This window comes from Wolbachia endosymbiont of Drosophila aff. chauvacae BK-2020, assembly GCF_032848195.1.
Classification (GTDB): Bacteria; Pseudomonadota; Alphaproteobacteria; order Rickettsiales; family Anaplasmataceae; genus Wolbachia; species Wolbachia pipientis.
In genome coordinates, this window is sequence record NZ_CP136586.1 from 403,238 (window position 1) to 423,047 (window position 19,810).

The 19,810-nt window shown below is 33.5% G+C and carries 18 protein-coding genes, 1 tRNA gene, 2 other RNA genes and 2 pseudogenes; 11 read left to right on the forward strand and 12 right to left on the reverse strand.

The features are described 5' to 3' along the window. Positions 1 to 135: 135 nt before the first annotated feature. From R0F62_RS02100 to ffs, 4 genes are all read right to left on the reverse strand, one after another. Positions 136 to 843, reverse strand: coding sequence for a P44/Msp2 family outer membrane protein (locus tag R0F62_RS02100; protein ID WP_274979062.1), 708 nt, complete (start codon positions 841 to 843; stop codon positions 136 to 138). Positions 844 to 1,432: 589 nt separating this feature from the next. Beyond that, complete coding sequence (locus R0F62_RS02105; protein ID WP_010963017.1) at positions 1,433 to 1,765, reverse strand: YbaB/EbfC family nucleoid-associated protein; 333 nt, start codon at positions 1,763 to 1,765, stop codon at positions 1,433 to 1,435. 3 nt (positions 1,766 to 1,768) lie between these two features. Beyond that, the gene (gene dnaX, locus R0F62_RS02110) at positions 1,769 to 3,370 is read right to left on the reverse strand and encodes a DNA polymerase III subunit gamma/tau (RefSeq protein ID WP_274979063.1); all 1,602 of its coding nucleotides are present in this window, start codon (positions 3,368 to 3,370) and stop codon (positions 1,769 to 1,771) included. Between the two features lie 15 nt (positions 3,371 to 3,385). Continuing rightward, an RNA gene (gene ffs, locus R0F62_RS02115) (signal recognition particle sRNA small type) lies at positions 3,386 to 3,485 on the reverse strand. 232 nt (positions 3,486 to 3,717) lie between these two features. Between ffs and R0F62_RS06565 the strand changes: the two are divergent. Together R0F62_RS06565 and R0F62_RS02125 are read left to right on the forward strand one after the other, a co-directional pair. Further along, a pseudogene (locus tag R0F62_RS06565) lies at positions 3,718 to 3,834 on the forward strand (WPE palindromic element domain-containing protein); the annotation flags it as partial. Positions 3,835 to 3,941: 107 nt separating this feature from the next. Beyond that, positions 3,942 to 4,595, forward strand: coding sequence for a glutathione S-transferase family protein (locus R0F62_RS02125; protein WP_010081992.1), 654 nt, complete (start codon positions 3,942 to 3,944; stop codon positions 4,593 to 4,595). A gap of 1 nt (position 4,596) precedes the next feature. Here R0F62_RS02125 and R0F62_RS02130 read toward each other — a convergent pair whose 3' ends face one another. Continuing rightward, positions 4,597 to 5,244: an O-methyltransferase gene (locus R0F62_RS02130; RefSeq protein ID WP_274979064.1), complete on the reverse strand. Its 648-nt coding sequence runs from the start codon at positions 5,242 to 5,244 to the stop codon at positions 4,597 to 4,599. Positions 5,245 to 5,494: 250 nt separating this feature from the next. On the opposite strand from R0F62_RS02130, the gene R0F62_RS02135 reads away from it, so the two are divergent. Next, positions 5,495 to 5,773 carry a DUF2671 domain-containing protein gene (locus R0F62_RS02135; RefSeq protein ID WP_274979065.1) on the forward strand — a complete coding sequence of 93 codons (279 nt, stop codon included), beginning with the start codon at positions 5,495 to 5,497 and terminating at the stop codon, positions 5,771 to 5,773. 29 nt (positions 5,774 to 5,802) lie between these two features. Here the strand turns inward: R0F62_RS02135 and R0F62_RS02140 are convergent, their stop codons facing one another. From R0F62_RS02140 to ssrS, 3 genes are all read right to left on the reverse strand, one after another. Further along, positions 5,803 to 6,507 carry a DsbA family protein gene (locus R0F62_RS02140; protein WP_274979066.1) on the reverse strand — a complete coding sequence of 235 codons (705 nt, stop codon included), beginning with the start codon at positions 6,505 to 6,507 and terminating at the stop codon, positions 5,803 to 5,805. A 54-nt stretch (positions 6,508 to 6,561) separates the two neighbouring features. Beyond that, positions 6,562 to 7,023 carry a type II toxin-antitoxin system RatA family toxin gene (locus tag R0F62_RS02145; RefSeq protein WP_274979067.1) on the reverse strand — a complete coding sequence of 154 codons (462 nt, stop codon included), beginning with the start codon at positions 7,021 to 7,023 and terminating at the stop codon, positions 6,562 to 6,564. Between the two features lie 19 nt (positions 7,024 to 7,042). Then, a non-coding RNA gene (gene ssrS, locus R0F62_RS02150) (6S RNA) lies at positions 7,043 to 7,203 on the reverse strand. 116 nt (positions 7,204 to 7,319) lie between these two features. On the opposite strand from ssrS, the gene R0F62_RS02155 reads away from it, so the two are divergent. Together R0F62_RS02155 and R0F62_RS02160 are read left to right on the forward strand one after the other, a co-directional pair. Then, the gene (locus R0F62_RS02155; RefSeq protein ID WP_010963011.1) at positions 7,320 to 7,910 is read left to right on the forward strand and encodes an MlaC/ttg2D family ABC transporter substrate-binding protein; all 591 of its coding nucleotides are present in this window, start codon (positions 7,320 to 7,322) and stop codon (positions 7,908 to 7,910) included. Continuing rightward, positions 7,907 to 9,196, forward strand: coding sequence for a bifunctional folylpolyglutamate synthase/dihydrofolate synthase (locus R0F62_RS02160; RefSeq protein WP_274979068.1), 1,290 nt, complete (start codon positions 7,907 to 7,909; stop codon positions 9,194 to 9,196). Before R0F62_RS02155 ends, R0F62_RS02160 begins: the two co-directional genes overlap by 4 nt. Here the strand turns inward: R0F62_RS02160 and R0F62_RS02165 are convergent. Next, positions 9,164 to 10,207, reverse strand: coding sequence for a DnaJ domain-containing protein (locus tag R0F62_RS02165; protein ID WP_274979069.1), 1,044 nt, complete (start codon positions 10,205 to 10,207; stop codon positions 9,164 to 9,166). The genes R0F62_RS02160 and R0F62_RS02165 overlap by 33 nt on opposite strands. Before the next feature lie 543 nt (positions 10,208 to 10,750). Between R0F62_RS02165 and recA the strand changes: the two genes are divergently transcribed. The 6 genes from recA (at position 10,751) to plsY (ending at position 16,890) form a co-directional block, all read left to right on the forward strand. Next, positions 10,751 to 11,818 (forward strand): recombinase RecA, encoded by a 1,068-nt coding sequence (gene recA / locus R0F62_RS02170; RefSeq protein WP_010963008.1) that lies wholly within the window; start codon positions 10,751 to 10,753, stop codon positions 11,816 to 11,818. A gap of 187 nt (positions 11,819 to 12,005) precedes the next feature. After that, positions 12,006 to 12,698, forward strand: coding sequence for a phosphatidylserine decarboxylase (locus R0F62_RS02175; protein ID WP_007548750.1), 693 nt, complete (start codon positions 12,006 to 12,008; stop codon positions 12,696 to 12,698). Further along, positions 12,695 to 13,465, forward strand: coding sequence for a CDP-alcohol phosphatidyltransferase family protein (locus R0F62_RS02180; RefSeq protein ID WP_010963007.1), 771 nt, complete (start codon positions 12,695 to 12,697; stop codon positions 13,463 to 13,465). The genes R0F62_RS02175 and R0F62_RS02180 overlap by 4 nt, the downstream gene beginning before the upstream one ends. A 22-nt stretch (positions 13,466 to 13,487) precedes the next feature. Then, positions 13,488 to 14,831: an alanine/glycine:cation symporter family protein gene (locus tag R0F62_RS02185; RefSeq protein ID WP_038199325.1), complete on the forward strand. Its 1,344-nt coding sequence runs from the start codon at positions 13,488 to 13,490 to the stop codon at positions 14,829 to 14,831. A gap of 1 nt (position 14,832) precedes the next feature. Next, on the forward strand, positions 14,833 to 16,299 hold the full coding sequence (locus R0F62_RS02190; RefSeq protein ID WP_070356966.1) for an alanine/glycine:cation symporter family protein: 1,467 nt from the start codon (positions 14,833 to 14,835) through the stop codon (positions 16,297 to 16,299). Between the two features lie 12 nt (positions 16,300 to 16,311). After that, positions 16,312 to 16,890, forward strand: coding sequence for a glycerol-3-phosphate 1-O-acyltransferase PlsY (gene plsY, locus R0F62_RS02195; RefSeq protein WP_010963004.1), 579 nt, complete (start codon positions 16,312 to 16,314; stop codon positions 16,888 to 16,890). Here plsY and R0F62_RS02205 read toward each other — a convergent pair. The 3 genes and pseudogenes from R0F62_RS02205 to R0F62_RS02215 all read right to left on the reverse strand — a co-directional run bounded on the left by R0F62_RS02205 (position 16,881) and on the right by R0F62_RS02215 (position 19,783). Beyond that, positions 16,881 to 18,735 (reverse strand): annotated as a pseudogene (locus R0F62_RS02205) (hypothetical protein). The gene plsY and the pseudogene R0F62_RS02205 sit on opposite strands and share 10 nt — an antisense overlap. Positions 18,736 to 18,787: 52 nt before the next feature. Beyond that, positions 18,788 to 19,684, reverse strand: a complete 897-nt coding sequence (locus R0F62_RS02210; protein ID WP_317051402.1) for a cation diffusion facilitator family transporter — start codon at positions 19,682 to 19,684, stop codon at positions 18,788 to 18,790. A gap of 26 nt (positions 19,685 to 19,710) precedes the next feature. Further along, a tRNA-Val gene (locus R0F62_RS02215) sits at positions 19,711 to 19,783 on the reverse strand. Between the last annotated feature and the right edge of the window lie 27 nt (positions 19,784 to 19,810).

Consider the following 19,810-nt stretch of genomic DNA (forward strand, 5'->3'; position numbering starts at 1 on the left):
ATAGCTTAAACACATAGCAAATAGTGTTATTCCAGTGCCTTGACACTGGAATCCACATTTCTTTTTTCTAGATCCCAGTGTCATGCCACTTAGATGGCAAGAAAAAACTCACTGGGATAACAAGACTGAGATAGACTAGAAATTAAACGCTACTCCAGCTTCTGCACCAACAGTGCTGTAAAGAACTTTGTATGCGCCTGCATCAGTAACCTGTCTGTTCTGAGAATCTACTTTTTTTCCATCAAAATTAGCACCATAAGAACCGAAATAACGAGCTCCAGCATAAAGTTTGACTTCTGGAGTTACATCATAACTAACACCAGCTTTTACTTGACCAGCAAAACCAAATTTACTTTTTTGATCATTCACAGCGGGTTCCAAAGGAGTGCTAATATACGCTGCACCAACACCAACACCAATGTATGGAGTGATAGGCATATCTTCAATTGCTATATCGTAATACACGTTCACTAATCCTGAAATTGCTGTTACACTGTCTGCAATAGTATTTGCTGGGTCAAATGTTACATCTTTAACATCATTTTTGTTTAGGTATGAATAAACTCCTTCAACATCAACCCTGATGTCGTCCATTTTGTAACCAAATGCACCACCACCAGCTATAAAAGATGGTTTTAATGGACTGTAATCACTCTTGTCTTTCTTATAGGTAATACCATCAATTTTTGTGAAAAGAGGTAAAAATTCACCGTTGTATTGCAAACGAACGTAGTAGCTAGTTTCTTCATCACTTATTGGACCAACAGGATCTGAAAAAGCAGAGTTTGATAAACTTAGCAACGTTGCTAAAGCGGCTGCTGAAAAAAACTTTTTATAATGCATAATTGTCCTCGTAAAAAAATTAAAATTCCACTTTAGCAGTCTAAGTAACAACTAAAGTTAAGTCAAGTGCTAACTTAATAACACAAAATATTCTACATTTTAACTAATTTTTAGGAGAAGACAAAGATTTTATTAATGAATAAATACGACTTTTGATTTTTTGGTATAGCTAACACAGGTAAGATTTACTATCGAAAGACCTCGTCATTCCGCTGCTTGTTAGCGGATGAGAAATCCACAACTGTACGAACATTGCAATTTGGGCCTACCAGGAGGGCAATGCCTCTTATCCAAGTACCATCTTCTTGTCATCCCAGTCTGGGATCCAGGAATTTTATTAAGTTGGTAAGCATAAAAGTAGCCGTTTTATGTTAAAACACAATGTTCTTGATGAGATTACGGCAAGGCTGGATTCCAGACTGGAATGACATCGTTTACTATGTGCCATATTGCAATGTTTGTACAGTTGTGGAATGAATCACGGTATGACGTAGGGCTATGCTAGTATAGGTACATTATATGAAGAAGTACTAGCGTTGGGAATATTAGAAAAAAAATACTTACACTAAAAGAAACTTCAGTAGTAAATTCAAAAAGGAAGTTTAAACCCAGATGGTAAACCCATCATACCTGCAAGATCAGAAGTTGCATTCGCCATATCTTCTTCTGCTTTTTTAACGGCATCATTAAACGCTGCTGTTACTAAATCCTCTACTATATCTTTTTCCTCATTTCTCATAAGTTCTAAGTCTATGTTCACCTTTTTAGCTTTATAGCTACCTATTTTTATGACTTCCACTAATACAGAAACTTTGCCACCACCAGAAATACCTTGAAACTCTTTTCCAACATATTTTTCTTGAGCTTCTGCAAGCTTTTTTTGCATCTCTTGCGCTTGTTTCATTATTTGACTAAAATCCACAACTTACTCCTTATTTTCTATATTAACTACTTTTGCACCTTTAAACGTGTCAAGGATATCCTTAACTGCAGGTGCATAATTTAAATTACTCACTTCCCTGTTTATATAACCTGTATCAACTGCAACAACCCACTCTTGCTGAGTCACCTGGTTTAAGTAATTTTTTAAATCATTGCAAAAATTACTATCCAACTTAGATACAGCTTTTAATTTTAAATATCCAGGTTTACAATCTATTAATTGTAGATTATTACACAGTTGTTTGTAAAGATAAATTTGGTTACTTCGCCTTAATAGTTGCAAAATCTTATCAAAATCGTAATTTTGTTGTTTATTTTCCACATGGATCCCAGTGTCACGCACTGGGATGACAGAGTGGGGTTGTTGTTTACTTTCCACATATTTTTTTGGATCCGAGTAGTCAGCTACTTGGATGACAGAGGGGGAAGGTGCAACAGGTCTGCCCTGTCTATTTCCTTGCTCTACATTCTGCGAAAGAACTTTTTTGATCACCTGTTCCGGAGAAGGCAGATCAGAAAGATAACAGAGGCTAATTAACATCATTTCAGCAGCAACATCGTTGCATGTTGAAGTTTTTATATCTTGAATACCTTTAAGCAACATCTTCCACAATCTCGAAAAAAATATTAAAGATCTCTTTATACTTAAATCTTTTATCCTATTCTTTTCATGCTCTGTAACTGCATTATCAATCTCTTTTGTAATCAAAAAACGGCATACTAACTGAATTGTTTGCAATAGACCTTCAAAAATACTAAGTGGGTTTGCTGTTTTTACCGCCTTGTCAAACACTGATAGAGCTTTCTGTAAATCACCTTCTAATATTGCCCCTAATAGATCGAATATAATATCTTTATCCACTAGGCCAAGTATGTCTGTCACATTTTTAGTGGATATTGCACCATCTTTGCTATATAGCACTGCTTGATTCATCAAAAACAAGGCGTTACGCATTGAATTTCCAGAGTGTCGTGCAATTAATTCTAATGCTCCCTTTTCAATGGAATAACTCTCTTTTTGTGCAACATCATTTAAACGTTCCACTATTTTAGCTACAGGAATGTTGTGTAAATCAAATCTTTGACAACGTGCAATAATAGTTATTGGTATCTTTTTTATTTCCGTAGTTGCTAAAATGAACTTTACACTAGATGGTGGCTCTTCTAGGGTTTTAAGTAATGCGTTAAATGCACTGCTAGATAGCATGTGTACTTCATCTATAATGTAGACTTTGAATTTAGAGCTTATAGGTGAATAGCAAATATCTCCCAGGATTACTTTAATATCGTCAATGCTAGTGTGACTTGCTGCATCGATTTCAATTACATCTGGATGGCTTGAATTTTTTATTGCTAGACAATTTTCACATGATCCGCAAGGTTTAAAAATTGGCCCCAGGGAACAATTCAAACATAAAGCTATTATCCTTGCAGTGGTGGTTTTACCAACTCCACTACTACCAGAGAGCAGTATAGATTGTGGGATTTTGTTTAAAATAAAAGCATTTTCTAATACACGCACTAATATATCTTGACCTACTAGATCTTTGAAGCTACTAGGACGATGTTTTAATGCTATATTCATAGCCTCGGATAAAACAAATAATGAAATAGGTATGCAACCCAAAAAGGTTCTGATATGGCTGCTTCATTTCTGATCTGACCAAATTACAGAGTTTTTGCCTGCATACCTTATAAAATATTATACTTTTTTTTTTATTTAGCAAGGTATATCCTATATTAGCTCTATAATTTGATATGTTAAATTTTTTACAGTGCTATTTTGAAGTAAACAAAAAGTTAGTTGTCATGCAAGTCACTACAAGATTGTCACTCCAATGTTTATTTATGTCATTTCAGCGCTTATTTATGTCATCCCAGTGCCTAGGCATACAGCTGTATGAATGTTGTGATATAAGAGCAATTTTTACCGAAAAGGATGTCATCCCAGTGCTTGACTACTTGGATCCAGAAAACTTAACTGTAAATGAGCGCACTAGGCAATTGTATAACAAGAACTGGATTCCAGTGTCAGCTACTTGCATGACACTACCTGCTACGCAAACTTCTGTGGACTACAAAGAAAGTTCGTACAGTTGTAGGTCAAGCCATAGAGTAACAAAAAAAGGATATTGGTATAACAAAAGAGGAACATTATGATTTTATATCATTTTCCTCTTTGTCCATTTTCACGAAAAGTTAGAGCTTTTCTAAAAGAAAAAAAATTAGGCTGTGATCTAGTGTATGAAAATCCGTGGGAAAAGCGGAATGAATTTATGGAGATCAATCCAACCGGGCAAGTACCAGTGTTAATAGATAATAACTTTGTAATAGCGGATAGTAATGCCATTTGTGAATATATAGAAGAGACTTACAATAGCGACGTCAAATTACTTGGTTCATCCACTATTATTAAGTCTAAAATACGCGCTCTAATCAATTGGTTCGATAACAAATTTTACAATGAAGTTACTAAGTATATTATGAATGAAAAAGTAATTACTAACCGCAGCCCTGACTCTAGATTTCTTCATGCAGCTCAGCATAACCTGCCTTGCCATATGGAATACACCGAACACTTAATTAACAAGAACGTTTGGCTTGCAACTGATAAGTTCACTTTAGCTGATATTACTTTAGCATCGCATATTTCCGTAATGGATTATGTAAGTAGTTTTCCATGGGAAAAAAGTAAAATTTTAAAAGAATGGTACTCCATTGTTAAATCAAAGCCTTGTTTTCGTGAGATATTATTAGAGAGGATTTCTGGTTTAATCCCTCCTAAACATTATGCTGACCTTGATTTTTAACTTATGTTAGCTTTAAAGCTACAGTCATTCCTTCATCAGTGGGAATCAATATAGAGAAATATTTTTTTTCATCTGATAATCTATTATTAAACTCCCTCATGGCATGCCATGATTTTTCTGATACTCCTTTTGGAGGCGATTCTAAAAATACTGTGTTAAACAGTAGAGTGTTATCTGCAACGATTAGCCCATCTTGTTTAATGTATGACTCTGCCCAATCTAAATACTTAGGATAACTACTTTTGTCAGCATCAATAAATATCATGTCAAATGGTGCTTTTGCTGATAATTCATTAATTTTTTCCAGTGCATCGCCTTCTATTAGAGTAATTTTATCACTTAGATTAAAAGCACTAAAATTTTTTTTTGCTATTCTTGAGTGTTGAGGATTATTTTCTATTGTATATATATGACCGTCTTTTAGTAGAGCTTTTGCCATGCAAATCGACGAGTAACCGTATAACGTGCCAATCTCAACAATACTTTTGATTTTTTGGATTTTTATAAATAAACTTAATAGCTTTCCTTCTTCAGGGCCAATTTGAATATGTTGCTTTTTTTCAAGAATACAATATTCTTCTATTTTTTTATATTCTTTTGCAAATAGATTTCTTATGTATGACAATTTTATACTAAAATTATTACGCATATATTATAAATTAGGGAGACTTAATTCATACACAATTTATAAATATAATAATATAGTTTAAAATAATAAAAACATTTATTTTAAGTTATTATTTCATAGTATAAAATTTTAAGTGACAAAAATTATTATATATCGTACTATAGTTAACTAGTATAATAAACAGTCGATTATTATGCTAGAATTAAAGGGATTGTTTATGCGCATTTCTTTTTTTAAAATATAATTTTTATAATCAATTAGAGGGGGTTATATGTCTTATACTATTGCTGGTGAAATTGAAACGTTAAACAAAAAATCTAACAAGAATGAAGGGGCTATGTTACTACATAATCCAGCTTATCGTGAAAAGTATAAAGAACGTTTTGATGAAGCTCAGAGAAAAGTTATGGATATGGTTCAGTTTTATGATGGGACAATAGTATTAATAGAGAATAAAATCGCTATGTATTACTACACTTGGCACAGTAAAAAAAGAGAGTTTGAGCGTAAAAAACAACAAACAGTAGTGAAAAACAATGACTCAGCATAGAGTCTTTTATATGGTAAGCTACAGTGGTATTACTTCACTATAGCTTTTCCATATAATTTATCTATCACATTAGTGAAATATTTCAGCTCTTTATACCCTCCATGTTTAACTTTATTATGCTCTATATATGATTTATCATCGTTAAGCTTGATGAAAAATATTGGAGTGGCTGTGATACCAAGTTTATTAATTGCCAGTGATTTATCATTTACGATTTTATTCATTATTTTCTTATCATTAATGCATTGGTTAAATGCATCTTGCTTTAAGTTGCTTAGTGCAGCAATTCTTTGTAGTAAAGTCAAATCACTTAAATTGTAGTAATTCCACGAATCTATTGAGTTAAAAACAGCTTTGTTAAAATTAAAGTAGTCTTCTTGTTTTTCGTAGCAATGACTTAGCATTGCAGCCTTTAGCCCTCTGTAATCCAAAGGAAAATGACGAAATATATATAACATCTTACCTGTGTCTATATATTTCTCTTTAATTTTAGGAAAAACATTCCTATGAAAAAGAGAGCAGTGATAACAAGTTAATGAAGCATATTCTATCATTAGAATTGGTGCTTTTGGATCTCCTAATAATTTATCATTAGGTAATGGCGATAATAGCTCATTTGATGTTATTTCATTGGGTTTTTTTTGAATGTATTGGTTATCGGATAAATCTTGCTTAACAACTGCATAAGAATTAACACTTATGAAAATTAATAAAAACAATAGTCTAAAAATCATTACAATATAAACACTTCACTTACTAAAAAAAATTATACATTTATATTAATAATGTCAAGATAACTTTTGTTTAGCAAGGCTTTCAGCCCTATCTTTAAATGCAGCAATTATTTTACTTTGTGTATACTTATATACTGAGTTTAATAAAGTGGAAAATGAGTTGGACTTAAACTTAAACTCTATATAAAACTTTACCATAGTTTTATTTTCATCTATGGGAATGAATTGCCATTCATTGTATAGATGTTTAAATATTCCATTTGATGATACAGCTTTTATCCAACCTTCATTTGTTCCACTTGGAGAAAGAGAAGTAACTTCTGATGTATATCTACCTTTAACTCCATGAAAAGCTGCGAGGAGATCCACAACCATTTGGTTGTTAATTTTTTCTTTTATATAAACGGCTTTGCACCAAGGAACAAAATCAGGATACCTTTCAACATCAATTACAATTTGGAATACTTCATTAGGCAAACATAGGAAAACACCCTGTTCTTTGTATTGATGAAGCATAAATGTTAAACCAATCAAAATAGGATCCGTATCTACCGTCAGCCTTAGTAGATTCCTGAGACTAAAGTTAAGGTGGGCATCGCGTATCAATTTCAACGAAATTAACAGAGGCAATTCCCTTGACTAGAAATTATCGCTCGGGAAATTTAACTTAACTCATAACGCATAGAACAGACCCTTAATTAATTGTAGATGATTTATACAAGGTGTGTCTATAGATATATTAAAGCTAGCGATTATTATTTAATCTTTATTAAACTTTGCATTCTAAGTATCATAGCTAATAAATATATCTTATGAACATTACTAAAGTTTTAACTATCATTGTTTTTATTGTAATTTCTTCAAGTGCTTACACTAATTGTACAGATCACAAAATTTTTGTGCATACTATGAAGCAACAAGTGGATGGTATATCTACAAAGGAGAATAAAAAAAACCGGGAATGTGTGCAAAAAAAGCTTCAGGAGGTCATTCAAAACAATGTTAACCTCAAAGGAATATCGCAATTCGTCATAGGAAAACATTGGGCTTTAGTTAAACAAAAAGAAAAAGAAGATTTTTTAAGAGAGTATGAAGTGTATCTTACGCGTTTGTGCGTTAAAATTTTATATAAATACATGCATGATAGTGAAATGATCATAATGAGTACAAAAGCAGTTGACGATGAAACTTGCTTAATTGGTACAAGATTTTCTTACGGTGATGAAGAATTTACAAATATTGATTTTAAAGTTACTAAAAATAACAGTTCTTTCTTGATAAGTGATGTTGTAATGAGTGGAATAAGTATTGCTATTAATCAACGTTATCAATTTAGTGAAAAAATCGACACGCATGGCATAGCAAGCGTTATAGCTGAATTAAAATGCAATAACAATCCATGATATATATGCCTCATTGGCCTAAGCCACTTGGTAGCAGGCCGAATGATTTTTCTCTTGATCGCATAAAAGGCTTTCTTAGCAAACTAGATAACCCCGAGAAAAAAGTGCCTCCCGTAATTCATATAGCTGGAACTAATGGGAAAGGCTCAACACTAGCATTTATAAGATATATAATGCAAGCAGCAGGGTATAGGGTACACGCATACACTTCTCCACATTTAGTGAGTTTTAATGAGAGGATAGTGATAGCCGGCAGCTATATCGACGATAATGAATTATATAGCTTATTAGAAGAATGTCGTGCAGTAATTGCAGAACAACCTATCACTCTGTTTGAAGCTGCAACTATTGCAGCTTTTTTAGCTTTTTCTCGTCATAAAGCCGATATAACTTTAGTTGAAGTGGGTATGGGTGGAAGGCTTGATGCAACAAATGTTATAGATAATCCGATTTTAACAATAATTACTTCCATTGCACTTGATCATACGGAATATCTTGGCCCTACTGTAGAAATTATAGCAGGTGAAAAGGCTGGAATAATGAAACCTAATGTTCCTTGCGTAATAGCACCGCAAGAAAAATCTATAGTGAACACGCTAGAACACCACGCAATAAATAAGAAATCTCCCTTGTATAGAGGAGGTCTTGAATGGAATTGCAAAAAAAAGAACAACAAAATGGTTTTTCAATCAGCTATTCAATCAATAGAATTTCCTTTGCCATCTTTAAAGGGTGATCATCAGGTGATTAATGCAGGCAATGCTATTGCAGCATGTAGTATTTTAAGTGGAAAGTATGAATTTGATATTGGAGAAGAGGATATCACTTCAGGTTTACAGTGCACTTATTGGCCTGCACGGCTAGAGTCTATAAAAGAAGGTAATTTAATTTTCCTACTACCGAAAGATTGGCAATTATTTTTAGATGGTGCACACAATAATGATGGTGCTAGAGTACTATCTCAGTGGGTAAAAGATAATTTTGCTGAAGGTATTTATATGGTTTTTGGTGTTACTAGTAACAGAAATGTGGAAGAGTTCTTAGAGCACTTAAAGCCATATATCAAGCTACTATGTGCGGTTTGTGTTAAGTCTGAACCTAAAGCAACAAATACAAATTTGATTAGGGAAAAAGCCAATAACATAGGAATAAAAGCAGTTGAATGTGAATCAATTGGCGATGCAATATCAAATCACATATTAAAAGCCTCTACCCAAAACGTCAAAACCATACTAATCTGTGGCTCATTGTTCCTAGCTAGAGACTTCGCTATGGAGAATAGCTAACTTTGATGATATTAACTGATCGATGGGGAAATAACTTTGATTGCTCATAGTACTGCTTGGCTTTTCGTTATCGACTTCTATAAACTGATCATCACCTTTAAATTGCTCCTCAATTGAATTTATAGCTGTCTTTTTGAGAATATAATTACTTGCAGCATTTAAAATAGGTGAAGTAACAATTAAAAGCGTGAATGGTAATGAAAGTAATAAGCCGGATAACATCATAGAGTTAGTTATACCAAAGCCGTTGGCAACTAAATCTAATCCCATACCGAAAAACATTAAAGATGTACAGATTGTGTTGCTCAAAATAACTGAATTTTTTAGCCACTTTAATTTAGTCCTATCACTCTTTGAAAAATTTTCGCATTCTTGGTCAAAGTTAAACAATAATAAAATATTAGTCTGATGATTAAACTCTTTCCCATTTCTAGTATAAATGCTCTTAACAGCTAGATTTAAAATAGATCCTGCTAACAAGGGAGCAAGAAAATCTACTGCTATTGGTACATTAGAAGAAATACCATTAATTATTAAAAATGCAATTGATGTGAAGGATACTAAAAGAACTCCTAAGAGATTTGAATAAGAAGAATATTTTACATAAGCAGTTACATTATTGTTAATTGACTGCTGCTTATTATAGAGTTTATTTCTGCACTTATCATCTAAGTATTTTTGCAATTCTTCATAACTGCGACTCCACAACTTACCGCGTAATTCTTTTATTAAATTATTTCTTTTATTGAGACCTTTCTCCAATGGCTCTATTATAAATTCTTCAAAAAATGGCTTATTTAATGCAATAACCTTAAATTTCTCCTCCGCTTCTTTATTGTTTGGGTTTTGATCTGAGTGATATTTTAACGATAATTTACGGTATTGTTGACTAAGCTTTTTCTTAATATTCTTAATGTCAGAATTTACCACATCCTCCTTTTGAATATTAAATGTTAAAAACAACTGCTTTAAAGCGTGGTACTCATTTTCATTCAAAACATTTCTAGCCACATTACACCTACAAATTAACTAACTATTAATGTTCTATAATATACATATTTCCAAACTATGTCAATTATTTCATAAATATCTTTGGTAAAAATTATTTCTGTTATGACTAGCATGATAAGTGTATGAAGCGACTAAAATTGTCATTACAGCGCTTAGTGTACGACAGTGCTCCAACATTTAGGGTTGCAGTTTTCATGGCAGATCTGAGTAGCTGACCCATCTAAGAGGTGTCATTCAAGTAGCTGACACTGGAATGGCTTTGTTGCATCGCACCTTATACGGTAGTAATTTACAATAAATTCATGTAGCCATTTCGAATTTAGTCATTTCAGTGTTGGCTACTTGGATGACACCACCTGCTATGCTGCAAATTGCAACGTTCGTACACTAAAGTATAGTGTGTTACTAACGAAGGCAAACAAATATCTGCTTTATGAAAACGTTAATATTTTTTATTGAAATAATACATAAATACTAGAAAAACCTTGGCAGGTTATTCGCGTTTGATTATCATAGAGAATTATATAAATTAATAAATGATCTATGGCAAGTAACCCAGAAGAAAGAAATAGTGATAAACAAAAAGCGCTAGATAACGCAATAAGCCAGATTGAAAAAGCATTCGGTAAAGGTGCAATAATGAAGTTGAAGCAAAACCCTGTAGAAAAAATAGACACAATATCCACAGGATCAATTGCGCTTGATTCGGCTCTAGGTGTTGGAGGTCTGCCAAAAGGGCGTATAATTGAAATATTTGGCCCCGAGAGTTCTGGTAAAACCACTCTTGCCTTGCACGTGATTGCTGAAGCACAAAAAAAAGGAGGATCATGCGCATTTATCGATGCAGAACATGCATTGGATGTCTTATATGCTCGTAAACTTGGGGTAAGCACTGATGATTTAGTGATTTCACAACCAGACACTGGAGAGCAGGCGTTGCATATTGTTGAGTATTTAGTGTGTTCTGGTGCGGTTGATGTGATAGTTATTGACTCTGTCGCAGCATTAACTCCAAGAGCTGAAATTGAAGGTGATATGGGTGATCAACATATGGGGCTGCAAGCAAGGCTTCTAAGTCATGGGCTACGGAAACTAACCTCTGCCGTTTCAAAAGCGAACTGTATATTGATATTTATTAATCAAATTCGTATGAAAATAGGAGTAGTGTATGGAAATCCTGAAACTACCACGGGTGGAAATGCATTAAAATTCTATACTTCTGTAAGGCTTGATATAAGAAAAGTTGGTGTAATAAAAGACAAAGAAAATATTACAGGTAATGAAACAAGAGTTAAAGTTGTAAAAAATAAAGTTGCTCCTCCATTTAGAGAAGCGAAATTTGATATAATGTACAATGAAGGTATATCAAAACTCGGAGAAATAATAGATATGGGAGCAAAGCTTGGTGTGCTTGAAAAAGCAGGCGCTTACTATTCATATAACAACACACGTCTTGGACAAGGAAGAGAGAATGTAAAAACTTACCTAAAAACAAACAAAGAAGTCGCAAATGAAATAGAAACGAAAATCAGAGATTTACTCAGAAATCATGATAATTCTATCATAATAGACGAGGATAGTGAGCAACTTTTAGAAGAATCAGTTTTCTGATCTAAACTTAGGCATTAGATTTTGTGTTGGACGGGTTGTTACAGTATGACGGTAATTCTATGTGCTAATATAACAATCTGTAATGTTACCTTGTATCAAAAAGACTTTGCTGAAGCAGTTAAAAAAAGCTTTTCATGAGAAATTATAAATGATAAATTGTTAACAATAGGTTATTGTTAATAAGATTATGTGTTTTGGTTTACCTAATATAAACAGGGAAGGTTATTCATTTATAGTAGTTTCCTTTATAGTAACGTGTATAGCATTCTCTATATCTTGGGGGTTTGGCGTTACGTGCTTGTTTCCGACATTATTGTGTACTTATTTCTTTCGTGATCCAGCAAGAGCTGTGCCAAACAATAAGAATCTTATATTAAGTCCTGCTGATGGTGTGATTTCAAAAATTGAAGAAGTTAATTATCCTTTATCAGCAGAAAACGGAGAGGAGAAGAAGTTTACGCTTGTTAGCATATTTTTAAGTGTTTTGAACGTCCATGTGAACCGTATACCAATATCTGGTACGATAAAGGAAATGAGTTATAAAAAAGGCAAGTTTGTATCCGCAATGAGCAATAGGTCTAGTAATGAAAATGAAAAGCAGGTTATTGTAATTGAATACGAAAAGGGGAAAGAAATTATTGTGGAGCAAATAGCTGGATTAATTGCACGTCGTATCGTTTGTAATTTAGGAATATCCCAGAACGTAAAAGCAGGTGAAAGGTTTGGAATTATAAGGTTTGGCAGTAGAGTGAATATCTATGTTCCTGCTGATACAGAAGTCAGAGTTTCAGAAGGGCAAACTGTTATTGGTGGTGAAACAATTATAGCAAACTTAAATAAGGAAAACGTTCAAGAGAAGCTTACTTTTGACGTTATATGAATAACGAGGGAAGTAACAGTAGATTCTTACCTATTACTAAATTATTCCCAAACTTTATAACTTTATTGGGTTTATGTTCTGGTCTCACTTCACTTAAATTTACATTTAATGAACAATGGGAATTCTCAGTAATTTTTATCATCATTGCAGCAATAATAGATGGAATGGATGGCAGAATAGCTAGAATTCTAAAATCAACTAGCGATTTTGGAGCCCAGCTTGATTCTTTTGCAGATTTTCTAAATTTTGGTGCAGCGCCTGCATTTCTTTTGTATTTTTGGAAGCTAAACGAAATCAAAGTCATAGGTTGGATTTTAGTAATGATATACGTAATCTGCATATCAATAAGACTTGCAAGATTTAATGTTTCGCTACACTCAGAACAACCATACTGGGAAAAATTTTTCTTTTCTGGTGTTCCAGCTCCAGTGTGTGCTTTACTTTCTTTGTTACCAATAATTATTACCTTTCAATCTCATGAGAGTGAATACTTACTTCTCATAGAGCGATTTTTTAACACAAGAAACGTAGCTTGTTACTTTCTGGCCATTTCATTTTTTTCGATAAGTCACATTCCAACTTTCTCTGCAAAATATATTTATATTCCCAAAAGCCTATCCTATATATTTGTGTCATTTTTTGGAGTACTTATTGTATTTTTCATCAGTAAGCCCTGGATGACTCTACCAATTTTAGGTATAGTGTATACACTTACTATTCCAATAAGCATCGGGTTTTACATATATTTTACATATAAAACTCGTTAGCTAACAAAAAATAGAAAACTGCATGATTTTGAAGATAAGTGAACTATTAAATTCATTTCTGTATATAAAGATATTCAACATTCCATTTATAATTATTTGGGTAATTGCAACTGGAATCTTTTGTACTGCCCAGTTCAAATTCATTAACTTTAGGTTACTTAAATATGGAATACAGACGCTATTCAATCTAAAGTGTAATAACAGCAACAATGGCATAATCACTCATATTCAAGCGTTTGCAACAGTAATTTCAGGAACAGTTGGTCTTGGAACAATATCAGGAGTTGCAATAGCTATCACAATAGGGGGCCCAAGTGCAGTTTTTTGGATGGTAATTACCGGAATACTTGGTATGTCGATAAAGTTTGCCGAGGTGGTGCTTGCATTTACTTATCGCTCTGAAAATACAACTGGCGGGGCTTTTTATTACATGAAGTACGGGCTTGCAAAAATTGGATTTGCAAAAACTGGTAGATTTCTTGCCTTCACTTATGCGATTATGCTACTTATTGCAATGATTTTGGGCGGTATACCATTTCAAGCAAATCAAATAGCAGCACTATCAAATAACCTCCTAGAATACAACGCATCCATTATTATATCCCTGCTTGTCTTTATTGTAATATTGGGAGGAATAAAGCGCATTGCTTTCGTTTCAACGAGCTTAGCACCAATTATGATAGTGCTATATGTGGGTATGTGTATATATTTAATTTATGTAAACGGAAGTAATTTGCTGAATGCTCTATCCATAATATTCCAAGATATCTTCAATAAATCAGCTATAGGAAGCGGAGTATTGAGCGGATTAATAGCCGGAGTGAGAAGATCAGTGTTTGCTAACGAAGCAGGTACCGGAACAGCAGCTATAGCACATTCAGCTGTAAAAGAAGAAGATCCAATTAAAGTTGGGTGCGTTGCAATGATTGCACCACTTATAGACACAATATTAATCTCATTTTTGACTGGTATTGTGATAATTATCACTGGTATGCATAGCACTGATAACGTGGGTGATATTACACTAATTAGTTCGATATTTTCAACAGCTTTGCCCTTGTTCAGCAAGTTAGTTTTTCCGCTAATGATGTTTTCCTTTGCATTTTCCACAATAATAGCTTATTGTTACTACTGTGAAGTTGCTTTGCTGTATTTATTTGGTAGTAAAAAAATACTGATACCGTTCCAAATTCTTATAGTGGTTTCAGTGTATATCAGCTGTATGTCAAAGAATATAGAATTTATATCTTATCTAGGTGACAGTTTGTTTATGTGCCTTATGATTCCAAATGCTGTTGCAATATATCTACTAAGAAGGGAAGTTTTGAATACAATAGATTCTTATTACAATTCTAAAGGGTATTAACATGATTTATAGATTGCTTTGTATGGTGTTATTTTGCCTATTGTTTAATGATGTGTACGCTGCTTCAGGTTTTTACGAAAGTTATGACGCTGTGTTGAATGGAATAAATAACTTCATGAATGAAGTACTGTTTTTCAAGATCCTTTACGTGCCATTTATAATCCTTCTACTAGTTTTTGGTTATGTGTTTCTAACATTACGTTTTGGATTTCTCAACATAAGAATGTTTAAGCATGCGTTTGCTATTTTATGTGGAAAATATGACACGAATCACCATGATGGTCATATTACGCATTTTCAGGCATTTATGACTGCACTTTCAAGCACAGTAGGCCTTGGAACTGTTGCTGGAGTCGCAATTGCAGTTTCAATGGGTGGACCAGGAGCGGTGCCTTGGATGATGATTACAGGTTTTTTTGGTATGTCAGCAAAATTTGCTGAGGTAACGTTGGCGTTTAGACATAGAACAGAAGATCAGGACCAATTGTTTAGTGGTCCCTTTCAGTATATAAGGAATGGTCTGGAGGAATTTGGATTTAAAAAACTTGGTATTGTGCTGGCTGCCATGTATGCAGTATTCTTTGTATTATCAGGTCTTGGTGGAAGTGTAGCGTTTCAAACCAACCAAATGGTTTCAATATTATCTGGCTATTCAAGTTGGGTAGATGGTCACTCTTGGTTTCTTTCTTCCATAATTTCTGCGCTGCTTGCTCTAGTGATTATTGGCGGAATTAAAAGGATAGCTAGAGTATCTTCTGCACTAGTGCCTATTATGTCACTTATATATATCTTGAGTTGTATTATTATTATTGCATTTAATATTCATAACCTTGGTTATACGTTGAAAATATTATTTTCCACTATGATAGATTTCAATGCTGTTGGCGGAGGGATGGTAGGAGCATTTGTTGCTGGAATTCAAAGGGCAATCTTTGCCAGCGAAGCAGGTGTTGGTTCTGCTTCAATTACTCATGCAACAACTAAAGATGAAGAACCAGTAAGAACTGGACTAGTCGCTATGATAGAACCATGCTTTGACACAATGTTAATTTGCTGTTTAACAGGAATAACAATAGTAATAACAGGTGCATACCAAACAGGTGTTGGTGAGGGAATATTAATTACTCACAAAGCATTTGAGACAGTTTCTCCATGGTTTCCTATCCTTCTAACAGTAGCTGCTCCTTTGTTTGCATTTTCTTCAGTAATTTCGTTTGTATATTGTTGTGAAATGGGGTGGCTATATTTATTCGGTGCAAAAAGTATAGTGATATACCGCATAGCGGTAATAATTGTGGCGTTTTTCTCTGGTCTTTCTAAAGATATAATGGCTATTGCCAATATCGGTGGAACTTTATTCTCTTGTTTAGCTCTCATCAACATGACAGCGCTTATACTGTTTAGTAATCAGATTAACGATGAAGTTCAGTGCTACCTAAAAAGGCTGAGGAATAATAAAATTAATTAGGTTCTTGGTATAATGGAAAAGTATGTAGTCCTTATACTGTCCTACATACTCGGTTCAATACCGTTTAGCTTAATCATTACAAGAATAAAAGGGATAAACTTAAGAGAAGTAGGTTCAGGAAACATTGGTGCTACAAACGTTGCAAGGACGGGAAATAAATTTCTTGCTGCTTTGGCATTATTTCTGGATTCCTTTAAGGGATTTATTGCCGTTTATATAGCACAACAATTTTGTGATAATAACGATTTTTATATATATGTATCTGCAATTTTAGCAGTTTTAGGACACATGTTTCCTATTTGGCTAAAATTCAGTGGAGGAAAGGGCGTTGCAACCACTCTAGGGATACTGATAGCATTTAACATCGATATTACTTTAGTATTCGTAATAATTTGGATAATAGTCTTTCTTGCCTTTAGATACTCTTCCCTTGCTTCACTCAGTGCTACTTCAACGGCTGTAGCATGGTCCTTTTTTTTTCAGAGGAATTTGTTCTTAACATTACTAATTATAGGAGCACTGGTCTTCCTAAAACACCACAGAAATATTGTGAATCTTCTGCAAGGTAAAGAGTATAAATTTTATAGATAATGTACTGCCAAATTATTGACACTTAAACTACGAGACAAATTGCTTGACGGTATGATTTTGTCCTCTTTGTTTAAGTCTATGATTTTTGCTTTTGTTATATTCTCTACTTCTTGAGGTGTTAAAAGACCATCTTCAATGAATTCCTTTTTTGTTTCTCTTATTTTTTCATAAAGTTGAGTAACGTGATCTTTATTTCCTTCATATACACTTTCAATTTCTAACTCTAGCTTATGTGAAGCTCCTTTTTTTAACATTTCATCCATTGCTGCTTTTGTTACTTTTAACCTTTCTTGCAAAATTTTCGTTATTTTTACTGAGTTCTACATATACCCTATAACATCTTTTTTCTCTTGGGAGCATTCTTAACCCATCTAACATGCTAATTATCTGACCTTCAATAGTCTTCTCAGCCTTTAATTTAAATTCTGCCACTTCTTCTTCTATTATCTTATTAGCTATTCTCTTAGCTCCATCCAAAGATGAATCCTTGAGAGAAAAATCTGTCTCGAGTAGATCTCGATTTAATAGCTCTAAGAATACTTTTTTTCCGATGTTTTCGAGTAAACTTTCTTGGTCATCTAAATCATGCTCCTGCAGTTTATTTCTCATGTGCTGAACCAGCTCACAACATTGTAATTTATTTAACTTTATAGAGCTAATATTTTTCATTAACGTCAGCACAATTTGTTCACTATATTGAGAAGTAATACTCAATAATTTTCTCATTAAAGGAATACTTACTTCTGAAATAAAATCATCAACTATTTTTTGACTTTCATCGTCTTCATAACCATTTTGAACGTCATACCAAGCCTTAAGAATTTCTTTATTGTTTTTCTTGTTTTTTAACCTGTCTAACATAAACTCACGTGCTTCATTTTGTGCTTCTGAGAGCAACATTTCCCTTGGGGGAGTAAATCTAATTGCTGGATCAGGATGAATACCCTCTAGCGTGCTTAACATTCTATAGATAATACCGGTGAAGCAAGTGTTAGGAATTTGCTCTTTTCTAGAGAAAGTTTGGCTATCAATTAAATTAGAAATCAATGCATCCTTTTTACTCTTAACGGCTTCTCCGTCTCCATCATTGCAAGCCCTTAAAACTAAAAGCAGAACCTGCCCACCTGTAAAGCCGGAGCTATGCTTTCGATCATCTTTGCAAAAGTCATCTAAAAATGCAATTACTCTTCCTTTATCCTCATCACTAAACTCATATGAATTGTTTATATATCCAATGAATTGAATATATTCATCATTTTTGATTACGTCTTCAGGTACTTGTTCACTATACTTACCTTTTAATTTATCAATATTTTTAATGATATCATCATTTAATTGATGGGGCAGTAAATGTTCAAGATGAACATCAAAACTATTAACCATACCACGTAAATTCTCTTTTATACCTTCCAAAAAGAAATTTATAGAAGCTTTAAGCAGCGTAAATGGGTTAAAATCTTTTGGCCTTAGTTCACTCTGCAATAAAATTAATAGCATTGTAAGTGGTATAGTTCCCAGTAACGAAATAAGCAAGAAAGTGGTAGTGAAAGTTAGATATGTTATGAAAGCAGAAAACAAGAGGAAGGCTGCTACCTTGATTGTATTGTTTTTAAAAAATATTTCCCAATATTCCCTTTTGCTCATTTTTTGCTGTTTTGCCGTTTTTATTTCTTTGTAGATATAAAGAGTTTTAATTTCAGACCTGAAGAACATAGTACCAAGAGCAAAAAGAACATGAACAGGATTAGTGATAATGCTTAACGAGACAAAAGCTCCAAAGTAGCTAACAAATTTTAGCGTACTAGAATCCTTTGAAGGAAATTGTATTTGAGAAATACCTATCATAGCTTACCTTTAACATCATTACACTCTAGTAATAGCATAATAATTTAAAATGTCAATGTTTAAGTATCTTATTATCCGCACACTCATCGTATTCGATCTCGACTGTAGAGTGTGCTATCTCGAACTTATCTAGCAATATTTTTTTTATTTCATATAAAACATTGGTGTGCTGCACATTTTGCTTTATTTTAGCATGCATGGTAATTATAAAATAATTATCAGACAGCGACCATGTATGTATGTGGTGCACATCTATCACTTCAGGTAATTCTGATGTGATCTTACTTTTTATCTCTTCAGCAGATATACCCTCAGGCGTACCTTCAAGGAGTATATGGCAAGAATTTTTGAGAATTTTATAGCCGCTATTTAGAATTATCACACTAACAAATACTGATAAGATTGGATCTACTATTTGCCATCCAGTAAGCATGATAATTATAGATGCAAGTATAGCAGCTACAGAACCTAAAATATCTCCTATAACGTGTAGTACAGCACTTTTTATGTTTATATTGCTCTCGCATTTACTATGTAATATAAAAAAGACTATTATGTTAGAGACAAGACCGAGTGTAGCAATTATTAACATTACTTTCCACTCAACATTGACTGGAAAAATAAACCTCTTTATTGACTCAATTATAATGATTACTGCAATGAGGAATAGAGTTAAACCATTAACAAATGCTGCAATTATCTGCAACCGATGATATCCGTATGATCTCTGCAAATCGGATTTCTTAGCTGAAAACCTATGTGCTAACCAGCTTAAAACCAAGGCAAAGAGGTCAGCGAGCATATGCCCTGCATCTGATAATAGAGCAAGCGAATGTGAAATTATTCCACCTACTATTTCCATAAACATTGTTATCGCAACTATTATTATGGAATAGATTAAGCGCTTGGACTGCGCTGCTGAGTGTTTACCGTTATGCACTGCTGTCATATAAAATCTTTTCATAAACAAAAACGTGGGTAACACTGGGTTCGAACCAGCGACCGCTTGCACGTCAAGCAAGTGCTCTACCAACTGAGCTAATTACCCATCGTGGTTTTAGTATAGTGCTTTGGT